This window comes from Pararhizobium sp. LjRoot235 (assembly GCF_964254145.1).
Classification (GTDB): domain Bacteria; phylum Pseudomonadota; class Alphaproteobacteria; order Rhizobiales; family Rhizobiaceae; genus Pararhizobium.
This window is the reverse complement of the sequence record NZ_CAXUSP020000001.1, coordinates 3534382-3554153: the sequence shown is the minus strand read 5'-3', so window position 1 is coordinate 3554153 and position 19772 is coordinate 3534382. Positions and strand designations below refer to the sequence as shown.

Below are 19772 nucleotides of genomic sequence, written 5' to 3'. Positions count from 1 at the left end.
GGGGGCCGGGCGACGAACCCGGCTCTTCATTTCGTTCATCTGACCCGGTCAGTGGCTTTCGCGGAAGACTTCGCTGCCGCTTGCGCCGACCAGGAAGTCGAGGTCAGCTCCCTTGTCGGCCTGCAGAACGGTGTCGTGATAGAGCTTGTAGTAGCCGCGTGTCCATTTCTGTTCGGGCACCTTCCAGGCGGCCATGCGCGAGGCGAACTCCTCTTCGCCGATCAGAAGGTTGAGTTCGCCCTTCATCGCGTCGAGGCGGATGCGGTCGCCGGTCTTGACGATGGCGAGCGGCCCGCCTGCATTGGCCTCCGGGCTTACATGCAGGACCACGGTGCCGAAGGCGGTGCCGGACATGCGGGCGTCGGAGATACGCACCATATCGCGCACGCCCTTTTCCACGAGACGCCGCGGGATCGGCATGTTGCCGACTTCGGCCATGCCCGGATACCCCTTCGGGCCGCAGCCCTTGAGCACCAGGATCGTGTCCTCGGTCACCGGCAGGTCCGGGTCGTCGATCTTCGCCTTCAGATCCTCGATGGTCTCGAACACATAGGCCGGGCCCTCGTGCGCAAGCAGATGCTCGCTCGCGGCAGACGGCTTGATAACGGCGCCGTTCGGCGCAAGGTTGCCCTTCAGCACACGGATGCCGGCGCGTTCACGCAGCGGGTTGTCGAGGGGACGGATGACGTCGTCGTTGTAGACTTCGGCGTCCTTCCAGTATTCGGAGATCGGCGCGCCCATGACGGTCGGTGCATCGGCGTGCATCATGTCCTGGATCCGGTTCATGACAGCGGGCAGGCCGCCGGCATAGGCAAGATCCTCGATGAGGTACTTGCCCGACGGCATACAGTTGACGATGCAGGGGATCTGGCCGCCGACGCGGTCGAAGTCATCGAGCGTCAGGTCGACACCGGCGCGGCCGGCGATGGCGAGCAGATGTACGACCGCATTGGTCGAGCCACCGACGGCGGCGTTGGCGATGATGCCGTTTTCAAAGTTCTTCTTGGTCAGCACCATCGACAGGCGCAGGTCCTCATGCACCATCTGCACGATGCGCTTGCCGGTCATGTGCGAAAGCGCCATGCGGCGGGCGTCGACCGCGGGAAGCGCCGCGTTGGTCGGCAGCGAAAGGCCCATCGCCTCGACGACGGAGGCCATCGTGGTCGCGGTTCCCATGGTCATGCAGACGCCGGGCGAGCGCGACATGCCGCTTTCGGCCGCCATGAATTCCTGCACGCTCATCTTGCCACCGCGCACGTCCTCGGAGAATTTCCAGACGTCGGTGCCCGAGCCGATATCCTTGCCTTTCCACTTGCCGTTCAGCATCGGACCGGAGGAAACAACGATGGTCGGCAGGTCGACCGAGGCCGCACCCATCAGCTGGCCGGGCGTGGTCTTGTCGCAGCCGCCGAGCAGCACGACGCCGTCGATGCCATAGGCGCGGATCGCCTCCTCGACATCCATGGCAAGCAGGTTGCGGAACAGCATCGCCGTCGGCCGCATCTGCGTCTCGCCGAGCGAGGAAACCGGAAATTCGACGGGAAAGCCGCCCGCTTCCCAGACGCCGCGCTTCACGCCTTCGGCGAGGATGCGCAGGTGGCTGTTGCAGGGCGTCAGCTCCGACCAGGTGTTACAGATGCCGATGATTGGCCGCCCGTCGAAGACGTGATCCGGAAAACCCTGGTTCTTCATCCACGAACGGTGAATGAAACCATCCTTGTCGGTCCCGCCGTACCAGTGCCGACTTCTCAGTTCTTTTTTCTTGTTGTCGCTCATCGGAGCACTCCCTTGGGTCAGGCAATCCGCGCCTGAAGTCAATTGTATTACTTTTTGCGGCAATACCTGTAAACCGGTTCCATGTGGCGGTTTCAGGGCCGGTAGATGGGCTCGAAACGGCCCTTCACGAGGGCGCCGAGTTCGAAGGTCTTGCCTGCATTCGGGTCGGCTGCGCGCGCCTTCGCGTCCATGTCCTGCCACGCGGATGTCACCAGCAGCCGGTCGGCCTTAGCGCCGATGAAAGCCGGGCAGCTCGATTGCGTCGCCGGCACGGCGTAGCGGGCCACCCGCATGCCATCCGGCGTGTACACATCAACGGCCCCCTGGCCCCAGCGGGCATTCCAGATCAGGCCGTCGGCATCGCAGACGGAACCATCGACATCGCCGGGGTTGCCGCTCTGGTCGCTGAGTACGGCGGCATCACCGGTCGGCAGCCCGGTTTCGGGGTCGAGAGCCACCTTCATGATGTAATTGACCGCCGAATCAACGAAATATCCTGTCGAGCCGTCCGGAGAGAAACAGATACCGTTCGGGATGCTGATATTGCTGTAGAGCTTCGTCACGGTTCCCTTGGCGACATGATAGATCGCGCCGGCGCCTTTTTCCGCGCGCCTGCCCATGGTGCCGATCCAGAGACTTCCCGACGGATGCATGCGCCCGTCGTTGGAACGGTTTTCCGGGTTGTCTTCAAGGGTCGCGTATGCCTTGAAAGCCCCCGTTTGCGTGTTGCGAATGAACAGCCCTTGATCCGACGCGATGAGCTGCTGCTCAGGGTCGATGATGGCCATCACGCTGCCCATGAAGGGAAGCGGATGAACCGTTTTGCGGCCGCTTTCGAGATGCAGCGCGTGCAGCTCCTTGCCCTTGATGTTGAACCACCAGGCGGTGCCGGTGGCCGGATCGAAGGTCGGTCCTTCGCCGAGTTCAAGCGTGGCTTCGCACAGGATTTTGCCGGAAAAGGCGATGGTCTCGGTCATGGTCACGCTCCGTAGACGGCATCATAGGCCTTGATCGTCGCCTGTGCACGCTTGGTGACCTCAGTGGCATCCATGCCGGCCTTGTACAGGCTGGAGCCGAGGCCGAAACTTTTGACGCCGATCTTGGCGTAGTCGGCGAAATTGGCCTCCGAAACACCGCCCACGGCGGCGATTTCCAGTTCCGGCGGCAGCACGGCGCGGATCGCCGAAATGCCGGACGGACCGAGCACGCTGGCGGGAAAGAACTTGAGCCCCGTCGCGCCGGCATGGGCGGCCGCCAGCGCTTCGGTGGGGGTGAAGACGCCGGGCATGGTGACCATGCCGCGGGCGGCGGCCAGCGCGATCACGTCCGTTTCGACATTCGGGCTTACCATCAGCCTGCCGCCGACGCCGTCCAGCCGTTCGACCTGCTCGGTGGTCAACACCGTGCCCGCGCCGATCAGGCAGCCGGCCGGCGCCATCTTCACGGCGGTCTCGATCGACCGGAACGGATCGGGCGAATTGAGCGGGATCTCGATAGCGGTGAAGCCTGCCTCGATCAGGGCGCCGACGACGCGCTGCGTTTCCTCCGGCTTCACCCCGCGCAGGATGGCGATCAACGGATATTTCATCTGCGGGAAGGGGATGCGGTGCATGACGTCTCTTTCTTCAGGCAGGCCAGATGGCGTTGGCCGCAGCGGCAAGGCCATGGCGAACGGCTTCATCGGCATCGATGATGACGGGTTTGAGGTCGAGGGCCGACAGGGCGGAGTGATAAAGCCCCGCAAGCGCCCCGGAGGCGACAAGACAGACACTGCTGCCGGGTCTGGCGGTCGAGAGCGCGCCGGCAATTTCAAGGCCGATCAATGTGCCGGAGAGCCGCGCCTTGGCGGCCCTGGCGCTCAGACCGTGCAGCAACTGGCCGCTGCGCACGGTAAACACCAGGTTGGTGGCGAGCGCCGGGCTTTTCGCGGCTGTTGTGACAGCACCCAGAAACACGGGATCATCGGCTTCAAAAGAGCCGCCATCGGCAACCGCGTGACTGAGGATCGAATTTTTGGAGATCACGTCGAACAGTTCGCCGGTCATGAAGGTCGAGAACCCGTCGACGATGCCGCCGGTGACGCGCACCCATTTGCTGTGCGTTCCGGGCATGCAGACGAGATGGCTGCCGCTTCCGAGCCGCGATATGGCGCCGAGCAGTTGCGTTTCCTCGCCGCGCATCACGTCGGGTGCGGCCTCGCTGCGTTGGGCAAGCCCCGGCAGGATGCGGATATCGCGATTGGCGTCAGTCACGGTGACCGCCGCCTTGACGATGCCGGTCAAGGGTGCCGGGGTATCGAGATAGCCCGCTTCGACCCAGCCCTGACGTGCCCCGGCCATGCCGCAGATCACTACGGGCAGGTGCGGCGGTGCCGAAACGGCGGCGAGATGTGTTTCGAGGATCGGCGAGAAGCCGGTCTTTGCCGCCGTCGTCATGCCTTCGCCGCTGCGGCGCTCGGCCAAGACTTCGCCGCTCTCGCTGACGACCCACAGGCGGAAGCTCGATGTCCCCCAGTCCACCGCCGCATAGCAAGCTGCCGTCATTAAAATACGCCCCCGTCAATGATCATCGTCTGTGCCGTCATCCGCGCCGAGCAATCGGAGGCGAGGTAAAGGCAAGGCCCCACCATATCCTCCGCGACGAGCGTGTGCTTCAGGCATTGTTTTTCCAGCATGCCGGAAATTGCGGCCTCGTCCAGCCAGAGCTTCTTCTGCCGTTCGGTCACGACCATGCCCGGCAGGAGGGCATTGACGCGGATTTCCTCCGGCCCGAGCTTGCCGGCAAGCGATTTGGTCAGGCCAATGATGCCGGCCTTGGCCGTCGCATAGGCAGGAATCTCGCCCATGTTGAGCATGAAGGCGATCGACGAGAAATTGATGATCGAACCGCCGCCCGCCCGGCGCATATGCGGCACTGCTGCCTGGCTCATGAAGAAGACGTGCCGCAGGTTGACGGCCAGGCTTTCATTCCAGCTTGCTTCCGTGACATCCTCCAGCGGCTGCCGGTCATCACGCGCGGCGTTGTTGACGAGAACGCTGAGTGAGCCGACCGTTTCAGCGGCCTGATCGACAATGGAGGTGATACCCTGCGCGTCTCGAAGATCGGCCCGAACAAAAACCGGAGCGTGCGCGACAACCGGTGCGAGCTGCTCCACCAGCGCCCGGCTTTCCGCTTCGGCGATGTCGACGAAGGCGACCCGTGCACCTTGCCGGGAAAAGCCCTCGACGAGGGCGGCGCCGATGCCCGAGCCGCCGCCGGTGATCAGGACGCCGCGACCCTTGAGGTCGGGAAACTGTGCGGCTGGCAAGGCCATTGTGTATTGCTCTCCCTGATGCGCCGCATCCCGAAAACCGGCTTGCATTTGCATCCATGTCGTTCCATTATATGGAACATACTCCTATTATTTGGAATTATCGCGCCGTCGTTGATCGCTTGTCAAGATCGCGCCGGCGGCGACCGGTGAACGAAACGGAAATCATGGATCGCGAAGGCTCTCCTCCAGGGACTGAGAATAGCGGCACCGGCACGCTGGGCAAGGCTCTGTCCGTGCTTGAGGTCGTGGTTAGTTCGGACCGGCCGCTTCGGTTTAGCGAAATCCTCGCCTTGTGTGACCAGCCGCGCGGCACGCTGCATCGCCAGCTCTCGCATCTGGTCGAGGAGGGACTTCTCATCCAGGGCCGCGACCTCTGCTACGAGCCGGGCCTGCGGCTGTTGAAATTCGCCTACCGGTCCTGGTCGAAAAACCAGTTCCGGGCGGTCGCGGCGCCGCATTTGCGCAAGCTGCACGAGGAAACTGGCGAGACGGTTCATCTGGGCGTCCTGCGCGGCACGGAAATCATCTACGTGGACAAGGTCGAGAGCCGGCAGACGGTTCGGATGGAATCGCAGATCGGCAATGCATCACCCGTTTATTGCACCGGGCTTGGCAAGGCGGCGCTCTCCGTGCTGCCGCAAGACCGCCTCGCCGAGACGCTGAACAAGCTGACATTTCATCGGTTTACCGCCAATACACACCTTTCCGTTGCTTCCTTGAAACGTGATCTGGACGAGGCGCGACTGCGCGGTTATGCCTTTGATCGCGAAGAACATGAAACGGAAATTCGCTGTGTTGCCGCCCCTATCCACGATGCCGGTTTCGATCTCGTCGGCGGTATTTCCGTGACGGGACCGGCTTACCGGGTAACGATGGAACAACTTGAGATATGGGCCCAACTTGTCCGCCAGGCGGCGATGGCCATTCGTGAAGATGTGGAGGTTCGTCTGGGACCGGGGCGGTAGTCTCGATCATCCCTGTTCGGTTAAATTAGGCAAATCGGCTGGACGCAGGGAAAGCGGAGTTGTAGCTTCAACAAATCAGATTCGGTGCTTGCTGACGTTCGATTGCCGCTTCGAAATGGCTTCGCCGGGATCGCCCGGTAAACGAACGCAGCGGCAGCGGAATGGTTTCTTACGAACGTCGAGCCGATAGGCCGCGAGTCTGGAAGAGTGAAAATGGTCGATTTCAGGGGGCATCTCTCATCCGTCGCGCTCTCCGCCGATTCGCGGATCGGCGGAACAATGAAGCGGGAAGCAGATGTCCGCCAGGCGCTGCAGCAGGTCACGGACGCTTACGGATTTCATGGATTTGTGGTCATGATCGTTCCGGCCAGGAGCTCCAGCAGGCTGTCGGAATCGGTGGTCATGACCAATTGGCCGAAGGATTTCCTGGCCAGCTACGATGCCGCCAGCCTGATGGCCGGCAGCCCGGTGATCAAGCAGCTGCGCCGCAGCACCATTCCATTTACCTATGATACGGAATTGGAGTCTCGCCAGCGGCCGGACGGCAAGGGCAATGCCGTGCAAGGCCTGTTCGAACGCGCCCAGCTCCGGCGGGGGGTCTACATCCCGGTTCACGATGTGCACGGAACCTGCGGCGCCGTTGGTTTCGGCGGCGACCGCGAGGTGGTCGGCGCTGGCGAATTGAAAGAACTGACCTTCGCCGCCGCCTATCTGTTCAGCCGCCTCAGCGAGATACGGGAAATCCGCAACCGGGCACCCGGAGGCTTGTCGCGCCGCGAGATCGAATGCCTGCACTGGGCAGCGGCAGGCAAGACCACCACGGAAATGGCAAAAATTCTGGATCTCTCCGAATATACCGTCAATCACTATCTGAGCCGTGCAACCCGCAAGCTTGATTCCGTCAATCGTGTGCAGACCGTGGCGAAGGCGATCCGCGCCGGACTGATCAACTGAGAAAATGCAATATGGATACGAGCAGGAAAACCGGCATCGTGGGTGGAGTGCACGACAGGCACAGCGGACGACTGGTCGACACGCAATGCGCCCGACGGTGCGGCGGAGACTGTGAATGCGTGACAACGTGATGGCGGAGCCGGTGGAAAAAGAGCCGCCGCGGGGCGGCGATTTCGCATCCGAGATCGCTGCGCTGGAAACGCAGTTCGACGCGATCCGCTATATGAAGAGAACGACCCAGGCTTTCGGCTTCAAGACGTTCCTCGTTTGCATGGTGCCCTCTTTCGACGCGGAGAAACTGGCCAGCGCCTCGATCCTGTCGAATATGCCGGCAGACTTGATGAGCAAGTACGACAGCATCTCCGTCCTCAAGCACTCAACCGGCATCCGCCGGTTGCGCGAAACCACGACGCCGTTTCAATTGACGGTCGAGGATTGGGAGAAGGAGAGCGGCAGGCCAGCGCAGACAAACGAATACATCGCGATGCTGCGGGAGCATGGGATCTTCCAGGCCAACTATTTCCCGGTTCACGACGCTGACGGCAGCCGCGCCACTGTCATCTGGATGGGAAAACGCGTCGATCTGCCAATGACGGCGATGATGGAACTGCAGATGATCGCCATCCATGTCTATAACCGTCTGACGGAGATCGGCTCGTTCTGGAAAGACCCCAGCGTCGCCCTGTCGGAGCGAGAGATCCAATGCCTCAACTGGACGGCGGCGGGCAAGACCAGTTCGGAGATCGCCGGAATTCTCGGATTGTCCGAGCACACCGTTAATCACTATCTCAACCATGTCAGCAAGAAGCTCGACGCCGTCAACCGCACCCAGGCCGTCGTCAAGGCGATGAAGAAGGGCTATATCAGCTGATCTCATGTGGTGGATTTCCGGCGCCGAGACGCGCATGTGCGTTTGTCCGGGCGAAACGGTTGGACGATATCTGCAACCGCAGATGCACTTGTCCTAAAATTCGGCAATCCGGCAGGAACGCAACGCATTTGCACAATAACTATGCGGCTCGGATGGTGCTTTGCAGCAATCCATGTCGCGAACCGTTGCATTTCAGGGATTTTCTCAACTGGCACGGTTCCTGCTTTCCAAGAAGCAGGTCCAGAGGGGACTGCAATAATAAAACTGCGCCCATGAAGGTCGCGACAAACAAGGCCGCTTTCAGCCTGAGGTGATCCCGGATGTACGGACACCACACGGCCGGAAGCGGCTTTTTCTTTGCAGCCTGTTTTTCTCGGTGACCGCATTGGCGAAACACTCCCGCTCGACTATCTAAATGTCACGCATCACGGTTGAATACAGGCGGCAGGCAGACCCAGCCGCGCCGGCGGCAGGAGTGAATGAGATGGCAGACGTCACCAAGGAACAGGTCCTTGAGAAATTGAAGGGTGTGCTGGGGCCGGATATGGAGGGCAATATCGTCGACTTGGGGCTCGTCTCCGACGTCTTTATCTCCGACGCCAAAGTCTATTTCTCGATCACCGTACCGGCTGAACGCGCGCGCGAACTCGATCCCCTGCGCGCCGCCGCCGAGCGCGTGGTCAAGGAGATCCCCGGCGTCAAAGGCGCCATGGTGGCGCTGACCGCCGACAGGAAGGCTACGCCCTCCTCCGCGCCGGTGCAGAGGCCCGCCGCAGCGCCGGCGCATGCTGGACATTCCCATGCGGAGCATGCGCATCCGGCACCTTCCGGACAGCGCCCGGCCAAGGCCGGCATTCCGGGCGTCGGCGCGATCATCGCTGTCGCATCAGGCAAGGGCGGCGTCGGCAAATCGACGACTTCGGTCAACCTGGCCCTGGCGCTGAAAGCCAACGGTCTGCGCGTCGGCATTCTCGATGCCGATATCTACGGCCCGTCCATGCCGCGCCTTCTGAAGATTTCCGGCCGCCCGCAGCAGATCGAGGGCCGGATGATCCGGCCGATGGAAAACTACGGCCTGAAGGTCATGTCGATGGGCTTCCTCGTCGACGAGGAGGTCGCAATGATCTGGCGCGGCCCGATGATCCAGTCGGCACTGCTGCAAATGCTGCGCGAAGTGGCTTGGGGCGATCTCGACGTGCTCGTTGTCGATATGCCGCCAGGCACCGGCGACGCACAGCTGACCATGGCCCAGCAGGTGCCGCTCGCCGGCGCCGTCATCGTCTCGACACCGCAGGACCTGGCGCTGGTCGATGCCCGCAAGGGGCTCGCGATGTTCCGCAAGGTCGAGGTGCCGGTATTCGGCATCGTCGAGAACATGAGCTATTTCATCGCCCCCGATACCGGCAGGCGCTACGACATCTTCGGACATGGCGGCGCCCGCAAGGAGGCCGAGCGCATCGGCGTGCCGTTCCTCGGCGAAGTGCCGCTGACGATCGGCATCCGCGAAACCTCCGACGCCGGCACGCCGGTGGTGGCCTCCGAGCCGGACAGCGAAATTACCGGGGTCTACCGCGACATCGCCCGAAAAGTCTGGGATCAGATCTTGGCGCAGAAGGCCGACACGTCGCGCGCCATGCCCAGCATCGTCTTCGAGTAGCTACGGCATAATTCCTTAAATCGGGATTTAAGGATAAAATTATCCAGCAGACTTAAATGTTACAGCGTCCTTTGCGCGTCATAATGTGACCCGCGGCGCTGTAACCGCACCTCGCTATGCATCCATTGCATTTCGGAAATGCACCGCATCCGCGGTGACAAATGGCAATCGATCGGTTAGCGTCGTTAAGTCTTTGGGCGACAATGTGGCGCTTTGCCACTTTCTCCATTGATTTTGAATGTGCCTTGTTCCATATGCCTCCCCGCGTCCGCAAGGATGTACCAGCGGCGCTGCCCTCCGTCGGGATCCGCATGACAATGATGACTGTTTGAGGTTTTGTCGTAAACGACGAGAGTTTCCATATGGATCTGCCGCGCGCAGCTTTGATGTCATACCGCCGGGTTTGTCCGGTTCGCTACAGTCAGGACCTGATTTCCTCCCGTGCGCACGTCAGTGTGTCGGTCGATTGCGGCGGCTGCGATGGCGCGCTTGCAAGGGCGGCGGAATGATCACTGTCTATCGTGACAATGGCGAAGCCGTTGTGGTGAGCGCGGTGAAGCCGCCTGCTGCCCTGCCGTCCGATATCGTCTGGATCGACATGCTGCGTCCGGACAAGGCGGAGGATTTTCTGGTCGAAAGTTTCCTCGGCATCGAAGTGCCGACACGCGAAGACATGAAGGACATCGAACCTTCCAGCCGCCTCTACACGGCAAAGGATGCTGTGTTCATGACGGCGTCACTCGTCTGCAAGGCCGACAGCAGTCGTCCGGAATTGACGGATGTCGCCTTCGTCCTGGCGCGGGGGATGCTGATCACGGTCCGTTACGAGGAGCCGAGGGCGTTCGACCTGTTCACGGCTGCGATGCACCGGATTCCCGGCGGCTGTGCAACCGGGACGATCCTGGCGACGCGCCTCTTTGAGACCATCACCGATCGCACGGCGGAGATCCTCGAGACCGCGGTTGCGAAAATCGATGCCTTGTCACTGCAGGTTTTTGGCGATCGTCCAGTCGGACAACGCCGCCCGCCCCATTATCTGGAAGCCAGGTTGATGGACGTCGCCTCGCATCACCGGTTGGTGGCAAAGACGCGTGACAGCTTGGCCTCGCTCTCTCGCGTTCTGACGTTTCTCTATACGGTTCCGTCCATCCAGGAAAACAGGGAGGCAACGGAACTCTGCCGCGCGATTTCGCGCGATATCCAGTCCCTGTCGGAGCACGCCTCATTCATCTCGGGAAACATCACCTTTCTGCTCGACGCTTCTCTCGGGCTGATCAACGTCGAGCAGAACGCCATCATCAAGATTTTTTCGATCGCGGCCGTTGTATTTCTGCCACCGACCCTGGTTGCCTCGCTGTACGGCATGAATTTCGATGTCATGCCTGAACTGAAATGGACCTTAGGTTATCCCATGGCGGTCGTTGCCATGGTGATTTCCGCAATCGTCCCTTACTACTTCTTTCGCTGGAAAGGCTGGCTCTAGGAGCCTGAGGAATTCACATGTCCCACTCGGTAGCTCAACCTGCAAGCCGCGAAAACGAATTGCGCAAATTTCTGTTGCTCGCACTTGGTTCGGTCGGCGTTGTCTACGGCGATATTGGCACAAGCCCGCTCTATGCCTTCCGTGAAGCGCTGCGCCCGGTGGCGGCCGACGGCGTCACCCGCTTCGAGGTGATCGGCCTGATCTCGCTGATGATCTGGACGCTGACGATCATCGTCACGTTCAAATATGTGCTGTTCCTGCTGCGCGCCGACAACCAGGGTGAAGGCGGTACGCTGTCGCTGCTTGCTCTGTTGATGAAAACAGCCAACGGCCACGCCTCCCGTCTTTTTTTCATGGGCATTGCGGGCGCTGCTCTCTTCATCGGCGACGCAATGATCACGCCGGCTCTATCGGTGCTGTCGGCTGTGGAAGGCCTGAAATTGGTTACGCCGGCGCTGACCGAATATGTGGTGCCGATTTCCGTGGTCATCCTTGTGGTGCTTTTCGCGGTCCAGTCGAAAGGCACGGCAGCAGTATCGAACTTCTTTGGGCCCATTACCGTCGTTTGGTTCCTGGTCATAGCCGCTGCCGGGATCGATCACATCCGTGACGATTTCGGCATTCTGTCTGCCTTCAATCCCTACTACGCCGTCTACTTCCTGTTTCACGCCGGCTTTGTCGGCATCGTCGTCCTCGGCGCGGTATTCCTGACGGTGACGGGCGCCGAGGCGCTTTATGCGGACCTCGGCCATTTCGGCCGCAAGCCGATCCAGTGGGCCTGGATTTGTCTGGTCTTTCCGGCGCTGGCGCTCAACTATCTCGGGCAGGGCGCGCTTGTGCTGAAGAATCCGGCAACCATGTCCGATCCGTTCTTCCTGATGTTTCCGGAATGGGCACTGCTGCCGGTGGTCATTCTTGCGACGGCAGCCACGATCATCGCCAGCCAGGCGGTCATTACCGGCGCCTTCTCGCTGACGCGCCAGGCGATCCATCTCGGCTTCCTGCCGCGCATGGCGATCTTCCATACCTCCGAGACCCAGACTGGCCAGATTTATCTCCCCAACGTCAATACGCTGCTTCTGTTCGGCGTGATGACGCTGGTCTTCATGTTCGGCTCGTCGGAATCGCTCGCCACCGCCTATGGTGTCTCCGTCACCGGCGCGATGGTCGTGACGACGATGCTCGCCTTCGAATTCGTTCGTCTGCACTGGCGCTGGCCGCTCTATGCAGCCTGCCTGGTCCTTCTGCCGCTCCTTTTGCTGGAACTGGTATTCCTTGGTGCTAATCTTCTGAAAATTCATGACGGCGGTTATGTGCCGATATTGATTGCTGTCACCTTCATCGTTCTGATGTGGACCTGGAAGCGGGGCACCAAACTCCTGCATGACAAGACGCGCCATACCGACATTCCGCTTATATCCTTCGTGAAATCGATCGAGCGTAAGAGCGAGCACGCGCCGGTCTCCGTGCCCGGCACTGCCGTCTTCCTGACCAGCGACCCGGAATCGACTCCGGCGGCGCTCCTGCACAACATCAAGCACAACCACGTCCTCCATGCGCAGAACTTCATCCTGACGATCCGCACGGCGAGCATTCCGATTGTGCCGAAGGACCAGCGCGTCTCGGCGAGCAGCATTTCCGAGCGCTTCAGCCTCCTGGAAATGCATTTCGGTTTTATGGAAACTCAAAACGTCTCGCAGGCGCTCGGCCTGTTCCGCAAGACCGGCCTGAAGTTCGACATCATGTCGACCTCGTTCTATCTCGGGCGGCGCAAGCTGGTGCCGGATGCGCAGTCCGGGATGCCTTATTGGCAGGACAAGCTGTTCATCGCGCTTGCCAACGCCGCAATCGATCCCTCCGATTATTTCCGCCTGCCGACCAACCGTGTGGTGGAACTGGGTTCGCACGTTATCATCTGACACGGCTGCGTCGACGCGAACGCCTCCTGCTGCCAGAGCGCCGCGGGAGGCGTTTTGCGTTCCATTCCCCAAATTCCCGGCGGCCGTCATTAACCAAGCATCAAGGTTAATGCTTCATTGTCGAACCATGTTGAAGCGGCAAAGGCGCGGACGAGTGCCGGCTTGCCGCTTGTCCGATTCACATTCGCGGGGAAATGCGTTCCGGAGCCGTTTTGCCGGATGAAGACCCGTGTCTGCCGGTGCGTGGAGCAGGGTTGGTGCGTATGAGTATGAAGTTCCGTTTGACGCCCGCGCGCTGGACCGCCCCCTTGATCCTCGGCATCGGTCTTTTCGCCGGCTTCCCTTCGGTCTCGGCCCATTCGGATCTCGCAACCTTCCTCTCCGGCATCAATCGCGGCGGCGAACGCTGGCGCATGTACATGACCCGCTCGCCGGCAGGTTCGCTGCACGAAGTGGAGATGGTGTTCAACGACCCGGTCACCACCGGCGCGGTTGCAGACGGGGCAGGGGTCGTCATGCCGGACGGCGCAAAGGTATCGCTGACGGCGGCCGAAAAACAGGCCGATCCGCGCACAGACGAGGAGCGCGTAAACCGCAAGGACAAGAAAGGCCGTATCGTCGCCGTGGCGCCGATGACGCCGCCGAAGGATTTTACCGCAGGCTCGATCCTGCAGCGCACCAGTTCGCTGACGCCCCCGCTGTTCGACATCGAGGCGCGCATGGTGTTTTCCAAGCCCAGGATCAAGGGCAAGGAAATCGAGATTGCCACGGTCTTCTACAAGAAGCAGGCGCCGAAGCGGGACTCCGCCATTTCGCCGATGCTGGCAAGCCTGGTGACCAACAATTCGGCAGACGTGCTTGCGACCGCCTATGCACCGGCCGAGCCGGATTATGCCCGCCATTCGCCGTTCGATTCCATCCTGCGTGACGACAGGACCGGCGGCCGCTTCATTCCCGAAATATCGCCGCAAGACCACGCCTGGGCGGCAAACCCGCTGCCGGCATGGGTGTTTTCCGAAGCCGAGCAGAAATGCCTGACCTCTGGCATCTATTTCGAATCCCGCGGCGAATCGGTCAAGGGCCAGGCGGCGGTGGCACAGGTCATTCTTAACCGTGTCCGCAATCCCGCCTATCCAGATACGATCTGCGCGGTCGTCTACCAGAACAAGGGCTGGTACAACCGCTGCCAGTTCTCGTTCGCCTGCGACCGCATTCCCGATATCGTCTGGTCGCGCTCGCACTGGCAGACGGCCAGGGAGATCGCCCTTGCGGTTACGGCCGGCAAGATCTGGCTGCCGGAAGTCGGCTCCGCCACGCATTACCACGCGACCTATGTAAAGCCGGACTGGGGGCCGACGATGAAACGGGTCGCCAAGATCGGTAAGCACGTCTTCTACCGCACCTATGGCGGCGGATGGAGCTGAAATCGTTCGGGGATTGGCTATGGCCGGCCAAACGCCGGCCATTTACGGTTCTCGGGAAGTGCGTCGCGATTCCCCACGATTTCCGCGCCAGCTCCCTGGAAATTGTATAAGATATTGTTTTTATGTGATAATATTGTGCCCTAACAAGGGCCTTTGGTGCCTTGACTATAGCGGCACCTAAAACTATGTTGCGGCCGACTTCAAACGGGCCGAAACGTGGCTTCAAATCCGGCCTTTGTGTGACCAAGCTCACGGTTTATCGCCGCGAGAGGAAACAAAAAGGAGGGTGCCACATGACGGACCACCGGAAAGAAGGTCTGGAAGAACGGCTGAAACGCCTCGGTTCGGAACTGTCGGAAAAGCGCAAGGAAGATCCGAAGTATGCTGCGGACGAGGCGCGGGCGGCGGAGAACCGCAGGGGCTATCAGGTCGCAGTGAAGCTTTCGAGCGAATTTGTGGCAGCCATCATCGTCGGTGCGCTTCTGGGCTATCTTTTGGATCATTTTGCGGGTACAGGGCCGTGGGGGATGATCGTACTCCTCCTCCTTGGTTTTTGTGCCGGTGTGCTGAACGTCCTGCGTTCGGCGGGCATGGTGGCAGCGCCCCATCCCGCGGATCGGCCGGGCAGGGGCGGCGATAACGAGGGTGACGGCGCGTAAGCGGCTGTTGCAAAGACAGGGATGTCCGCCACATTGGCGGTCCAGAACGAGAGAGAGCGGCTGTGGCAGGCGACAAGGTAGATCCGGTACACCAGTTTGTGGTCAACAAGATCGTTCCGATCGAAATTGGCGGTATTGATTTCTCCTTCACCAATTCGTCGCTCTTCATGGTCGCAACCCTCGCCGTTGCCGCTGGCTTCCTCTATTTCACGACGTCGACGCGCAGCCTGGTTCCCGGCCGCTTGCAGTCCGTCTCCGAGCTTTCCTATGAATTCATCGCCTCCATGCTGCGCGAAGGCGCCGGCTCCCACGGCATGAAATTCTTCCCGATGGTGTTCTCGCTGTTCATGTTCATCCTGACGGCAAACATGCTCGGCATGGTTCCCTACTTTTTCACCATTACCAGCCAGATCATCGTGACCTTTGCGCTTGCGATCTTCGTCATTGGCACGGTTCTGGTTTACGGTTTCTATAAGCACGGCCTTGGCTTCCTCAACGTGTTCGTGCCCGCTGGCGTACCCGGCATTCTTTTGCCGCTCGTGATTTCCATCGAAATCATCTCCTTCCTGTCCCGCCCGATCAGCCTTTCCGTTCGTCTCTTTGCGAACATGCTGGCCGGTCACATCACGCTGAAAGTGTTCGCGGGCTTCGTCGCCTCGCTCGGAACGCTCGGCGCACTGGGTATCGGAGGGGCGGTTCTGCCGCTAATCATGACCGTGGCCCTCACGGGTCTCGAATTCCTCGTCGCCTTCCTCCAGGCCTATGTCTTTGCGGTGCTGACGTGCATGTACCTCAACGACGCAGTGCATCCGGGTGGCCACTAAGGAATAAAGTCGTGGGCTTTTCCGGTCTTGACCGGTGAAGCCGCCAACGTCAGCCGCAACAACCATTTCGAAGGAGAAAATCATGGAAGCGGAAGCAGCAAAGTTCATCGGTGCAGGCCTCGCTTGCCTCGGCATGGCCGGCACGGCTCTCGGCCTCGGCAACATCTTCGGCAGCTACCTGTCCGGCGCTCTGCGCAACCCGTCGGCTGCTGACAGCCAGTTCGGCCGCCTCGTATTCGGCTTCGCCGTTACGGAAGCTCTGGGCATCTTCTCGCTGCTCGTAGCCCTGCTGCTCCTTTTCGCCGTCTAAGATCGGCTTGAAGGCAGGGTCGCGGTTTAAGCCGCGGCCCGCATCTTTTCTGAATGCACCTGGAGGTGAGCATGTTTGTGACCGCGGCCTACGCCCAGTCAACCACCACCGAAGGCGCAGAGACCCACGACGCCGCCGCCGGCGAGGTCCACACCGAGACCGGTGTAGCCCATGAAGGCGAACATGGCTCGGGAGTGTTCCCGCCCTTCGATTCTTCGACATTCGCTTCGCAGCTCCTGTGGCTGGCGATCAGCTTCGGTCTTTTCTACCTTCTGATGTCGAGGGTCGTCATGCCGCGCATCGGCAGCATTCTCGAAACGCGCCACGACACGATCGCCCGCGATCTCGATGACGCCGCTCGCTCGAAGGCCGAGGCAGACGCTGCAGTTGCCGCTTACGAGCAGGAACTGACAACAGCCAAGGCCAAGGGCAACGCAATTGCCGCGACCGCCCGCGAAGCCGCCAAGACAAAGGCTGCGGCCGACCGCACCGCGGTCGAAACCAGCCTGAACGACAAGATTTCCGCCGCTGAAGCCCGCATCGCCGATATCAAGGCGAAGGCGCTGGCCGACGTCGGCTCGATCGCCGAGGAAACGGCAAGCGCCGTCGTCGAGCAGCTGATCGGCGGCAAGGTATCGAAGGCCGAGATCGCATCCGCGGTCAAGGCATCGGCGAAGTAAGGAGAGCACCATGGATATGACCTCACTGGCCACATTCTGGGCCTTCGTCGGCCTCGTGCTTTTCCTCGCGCTGATCGTCTATCTCAAGGTTCCGGGCATGCTGGCCAAGTCGCTCGACGACCGCGCCGCCCGCATCACCCATGAACTCGACGAAGCCAAGCGCCTGCGCGCCGAAGCCCAGTCGCTGCTGGCCGAATACCAGGGCAAGCGCAAGGAAGCCGAAGCGGAAGCAGCCCACATCGTCGCAGCCGCCGAACGCGAAGCCGAAATGCTGACCGCCGAAGCCAAGCAGAAGACCGAGGAGTTCGTTGCCCGCCGCACGGCTCTGTCGGAACAGAAGATCAAGCAGGCCGAAACCGACGCCATCAACTCGGTCCGCGCGATCGCTGTCGACATCGCGATTGCCGCCGCTGAAAGCGTCATCACCGAGAAGTCGGACGCCGCAACGCAGGCGACCCTGTTCGCCAAGGCTGTCAACGACGTGAAAACCCGCCTCAACTGAGCGGTTGTTTTACAAGGAATGGAAGAAGGCCGGCTCGCGCCGGCCTTTTTTGTTGTGCGTGGCGCCTGCAAGAGCCAAAGACGACCACGGCAGACTGTCCGACTTCAACCGGCTCGCAGGCCCCGGAAATGGCAGCAACTCGGCGGGTCTTGACGCACTCAAAGCGAACGAGGCCAGGAGACCTCGTGGGAGCTTCAAATTGCACAGTCCTGTCCTTATTGCGCACGCAAACGCCGCGGCCTGTGCATAATTCGCCGCCCGACTGCAGAAATCCTTGGTGTCCTTGAAATGCGCTGCTAAGTATTGAGAATCATAGTAAACTTTTGGGCCGCGGCAGCGCCTTCGCGCGTTGCAGCGGACGAAGTGTGTGTACGGTTTTCCTTGATATGAAGCGGATCAAAACCTGCCAGCCTTCACCGCACGACTCAAAGCTTTTGCGAGCGAGATAGCGTTTGCGTCGTCAGCAATCGGGTATCTCCTTCAAACTCTAGGATACTCCGAAACCTGCACGGATGGGGATACTGACAGCTTCTATGTTGGAGCAATGTTCAGCGCTCCCCTCCTCATGCTTTCTATTCTAGTCCTATCCGGCAAGGTCTTTCGTTCCGCAACGCGAGAGCGGCTTGCAAAGGACGCGGTGTGGGGCATGGCGATCCTCGCTGTACTCGTGTTGTTTTTCTACACGAACAGATCTCTCGCATGGGGTGTTTTGGCAACAGGGGAGACGCCCTGCTTCATTACATACGATTTTACTGACTACCGCTTGCCGCCTCTCTTTTCGGGAGAGTACGAGCCTACACACGTCCTAATCGGATTCATCTACGGGGTGTTGCCGGTCCTGCTCGCACTCTTGGCAATCGGCAATCTCTTGAAAAGGATACTTCAACGATAGTCCAAAAGGGCGTTCACGCTATTGACGGTGATATTGCCGCTGCATGTCTTGATCATCCATAGCGAAAAATGGGTTAGCTGACGAGCGCATTTAGAAATGCGAGACGTCGACGATCCGTATTGTTCCTGGGGCAAAGTTCCGTTGGAGGCGGTCGTGGATGATACAGCGGGAATGATGATTGTTATGGACGCGGGGGTTTCCCGCCCATCACACGGTTCCGCACGGCGAAAGCGGGAAGGCGTTTAGTTGCCGTTGATTGCCGTTGGCGCAAGCGTGAGGCAGGCTTCCTCGAACTCCCGCATCGTTTCCGGCGCGTTGTCAGCCGGCAGGACTGCGTCCGTGGCAACGTCGGTTGCGTCATCCGTCGATTGACCGTCGTAGACATAGGACTGGATGTAATAGGCCAGCCCGCCCTTCCAGACCTTGCGGCCATCGATTTCCTTGCAGGCATAGGCTGTCTGCAGGTCGGCTTGGAGGGCATCCGCGGTCGGCGAGGGGGCTGCCGACGCATCCGTCGCAGCGGTGATTGCCAACATCATCAGGCCAAAGATCAAGATCCCGATCCTTTCGAGTGATTCGCGAGCCAGAAGCACGGAGTCTATAACGCAGCAGACCGCCGGTTTGTTACAGCGGAAACGTGTGGCAGAGAAGATATCGGGGTTTTCCGCAGGTATTTATGAGTGGTGTCTAAAATCCGCGATGCGCGGGTGACTTTGTAGTCCCGCCCGGTAAAAGTTGCGGTCAGAAGGCAAAGTCGTCGTCTGGCGCCTCTTCCCCATTCTGCCGCAGCGGACGGAAGCTCATGCGATGGAGAGGGCAGGGGCCGTGGTGATCGATGGCCTTGCGGTGGCGGGCGGTGGCATAGCCGACATGCATGGCAAAGCCATAGGCGGGGAATACGAGGTCGGCCCTGATCATCATCCTGTCGCGCGCCACCTTGGCAACGATCGAGGCAGCGGCGATCGACAGCGATCGCGCGTCGCCCTTGACGACGGCCTTGCCCCGGCAGGGAAGCCCCGGCGGCACGTCAAGGCCATCGGCGAGCACCAGGGCCGGGCGCGTCGACAGCCCGAGAACCGCACGGCGCATGGCATCGAGGCTGGCTTTGCGGATATCCGTTTCGTCGATTCGGCCCGCTGCCGAGGAGGCGATCGACACGACGGCCGAGGAAAGGATGATGTCGAACAGTTCCTCGCGCCGGGACACCGAGAGCTGTTTGCTGTCGTTCAGCCCCTCCGGAATGTTGTCCGGATCGAGGATCACCGCAGCCGCAACCACCGGGCCTGCAAGCGGTCCGCGCCCGGCCTCGTCCGTTCCGGCCACCGGCCAGAGACCATCTCGCCGGGCGCTGGCCTCGAAGCTGAAGTCGGGTCCTTCGATGGTTTCGAAAAGCAAGGGGGAATCGGGCGGTGTGCTTCGTGACATGCGGCGAAACTCGCACACAAGCCCGATTCCCTGCAAGCCCTCCGGCAATGAGGCGGGCTGCCGGAGGATGGACCGATCGTGCCTCGGGGCGGAAACAGGATCGGTATTTCGATATCCG

Annotated in this window: 19 protein-coding genes; 12 read left to right on the top strand and 7 right to left on the bottom strand. The window is 60.8% G+C overall.

Annotation, left to right across the window (positions count from 1 at the left end; genetic code table 11):
• Positions 1–48: 48 nt before the first annotated feature.
• The 5 genes from ACSQ2Z_RS17465 to ACSQ2Z_RS17445 all read right to left on the bottom strand — a co-directional run bounded on the left by ACSQ2Z_RS17465 (position 49) and on the right by ACSQ2Z_RS17445 (position 5089).
• Positions 49–1776 (bottom strand): IlvD/Edd family dehydratase, encoded by a 1728-nt coding sequence (locus ACSQ2Z_RS17465; RefSeq protein WP_436082355.1) that lies wholly within the window; start codon positions 1774–1776, stop codon positions 49–51.
• Positions 1777–1868: 92 nt separating this feature from the next.
• On the bottom strand, positions 1869–2753 hold the full coding sequence (locus ACSQ2Z_RS17460; protein ID WP_436082354.1) for an SMP-30/gluconolactonase/LRE family protein: 885 nt from the start codon (positions 2751–2753) through the stop codon (positions 1869–1871).
• A 2-nt stretch (positions 2754–2755) separates the two neighbouring features.
• Positions 2756–3388: a 2-dehydro-3-deoxy-6-phosphogalactonate aldolase gene (locus ACSQ2Z_RS17455; protein WP_436082353.1), complete on the bottom strand. Its 633-nt coding sequence runs from the start codon at positions 3386–3388 to the stop codon at positions 2756–2758.
• A gap of 13 nt (positions 3389–3401) precedes the next feature.
• Complete coding sequence (locus tag ACSQ2Z_RS17450; RefSeq protein WP_436082352.1) at positions 3402–4319, bottom strand: 2-dehydro-3-deoxygalactonokinase; 918 nt, start codon at positions 4317–4319, stop codon at positions 3402–3404.
• The gene (locus ACSQ2Z_RS17445; protein WP_436082351.1) at positions 4319–5089 is read right to left on the bottom strand and encodes an SDR family NAD(P)-dependent oxidoreductase; all 771 of its coding nucleotides are present in this window, start codon (positions 5087–5089) and stop codon (positions 4319–4321) included. The genes ACSQ2Z_RS17450 and ACSQ2Z_RS17445 overlap by 1 nt, the downstream gene beginning before the upstream one ends.
• 164 nt (positions 5090–5253) lie before the next feature.
• Here ACSQ2Z_RS17445 and ACSQ2Z_RS17440 point away from each other — a divergent pair, with 164 nt between their 5' ends.
• The 12 genes from ACSQ2Z_RS17440 (at position 5254) to ACSQ2Z_RS17385 (ending at position 17337) form a co-directional block, all read left to right on the top strand.
• On the top strand, positions 5254–6054 hold the full coding sequence (locus tag ACSQ2Z_RS17440; RefSeq protein ID WP_436083117.1) for an IclR family transcriptional regulator: 801 nt from the start codon (positions 5254–5256) through the stop codon (positions 6052–6054).
• A gap of 213 nt (positions 6055–6267) precedes the next feature.
• The gene (locus tag ACSQ2Z_RS17435) at positions 6268–7008 is read left to right on the top strand and encodes a helix-turn-helix transcriptional regulator (RefSeq protein ID WP_436082350.1); all 741 of its coding nucleotides are present in this window, start codon (positions 6268–6270) and stop codon (positions 7006–7008) included.
• Between the two features lie 115 nt (positions 7009–7123).
• Positions 7124–7879, top strand: coding sequence for a LuxR family transcriptional regulator (locus tag ACSQ2Z_RS17430; RefSeq protein ID WP_436082349.1), 756 nt, complete (start codon positions 7124–7126; stop codon positions 7877–7879).
• A 484-nt stretch (positions 7880–8363) separates the two neighbouring features.
• Positions 8364–9536, top strand: a complete 1173-nt coding sequence (apbC, locus tag ACSQ2Z_RS17425; RefSeq protein ID WP_436082348.1) for an iron-sulfur cluster carrier protein ApbC — start codon at positions 8364–8366, stop codon at positions 9534–9536.
• Between the two features lie 505 nt (positions 9537–10041).
• Complete coding sequence (locus ACSQ2Z_RS17420) at positions 10042–11019, top strand: magnesium transporter CorA family protein (protein WP_436082347.1); 978 nt, start codon at positions 10042–10044, stop codon at positions 11017–11019.
• A gap of 17 nt (positions 11020–11036) precedes the next feature.
• Positions 11037–12938 (top strand): potassium transporter Kup, encoded by a 1902-nt coding sequence (locus ACSQ2Z_RS17415; protein WP_436082346.1) that lies wholly within the window; start codon positions 11037–11039, stop codon positions 12936–12938.
• A gap of 263 nt (positions 12939–13201) precedes the next feature.
• Entirely contained in the window at positions 13202–14362 is a 1161-nt protein-coding gene (locus ACSQ2Z_RS17410) for a cell wall hydrolase (RefSeq protein WP_436082345.1), read from the top strand.
• A gap of 293 nt (positions 14363–14655) precedes the next feature.
• On the top strand, positions 14656–15021 hold the full coding sequence (locus tag ACSQ2Z_RS17405; RefSeq protein ID WP_436083116.1) for an AtpZ/AtpI family protein: 366 nt from the start codon (positions 14656–14658) through the stop codon (positions 15019–15021).
• 62 nt (positions 15022–15083) lie between these two features.
• Entirely contained in the window at positions 15084–15845 is a 762-nt protein-coding gene (locus tag ACSQ2Z_RS17400) for a F0F1 ATP synthase subunit A (protein ID WP_436082344.1), read from the top strand.
• An 82-nt stretch (positions 15846–15927) separates the two neighbouring features.
• Complete coding sequence (locus tag ACSQ2Z_RS17395) at positions 15928–16155, top strand: F0F1 ATP synthase subunit C (protein ID WP_018330055.1); 228 nt, start codon at positions 15928–15930, stop codon at positions 16153–16155.
• A gap of 71 nt (positions 16156–16226) precedes the next feature.
• Positions 16227–16835, top strand: a complete 609-nt coding sequence (locus ACSQ2Z_RS17390) for a F0F1 ATP synthase subunit B (RefSeq protein WP_436082343.1) — start codon at positions 16227–16229, stop codon at positions 16833–16835.
• Between the two features lie 10 nt (positions 16836–16845).
• Complete coding sequence (locus tag ACSQ2Z_RS17385) at positions 16846–17337, top strand: F0F1 ATP synthase subunit B (protein ID WP_436082342.1); 492 nt, start codon at positions 16846–16848, stop codon at positions 17335–17337.
• Between the two features lie 1134 nt (positions 17338–18471).
• Here the strand turns inward: ACSQ2Z_RS17385 and ACSQ2Z_RS17380 are convergent.
• Together ACSQ2Z_RS17380 and ACSQ2Z_RS17375 are read right to left on the bottom strand one after the other, a co-directional pair.
• Positions 18472–18783 (bottom strand): hypothetical protein, encoded by a 312-nt coding sequence (locus ACSQ2Z_RS17380; RefSeq protein ID WP_436082341.1) that lies wholly within the window; start codon positions 18781–18783, stop codon positions 18472–18474.
• Positions 18784–18970: 187 nt separating this feature from the next.
• Positions 18971–19654 carry a ribonuclease HII gene (locus ACSQ2Z_RS17375; RefSeq protein WP_436082340.1) on the bottom strand — a complete coding sequence of 228 codons (684 nt, stop codon included), beginning with the start codon at positions 19652–19654 and terminating at the stop codon, positions 18971–18973.
• Positions 19655–19772: the final 118 nt, after the last annotated feature.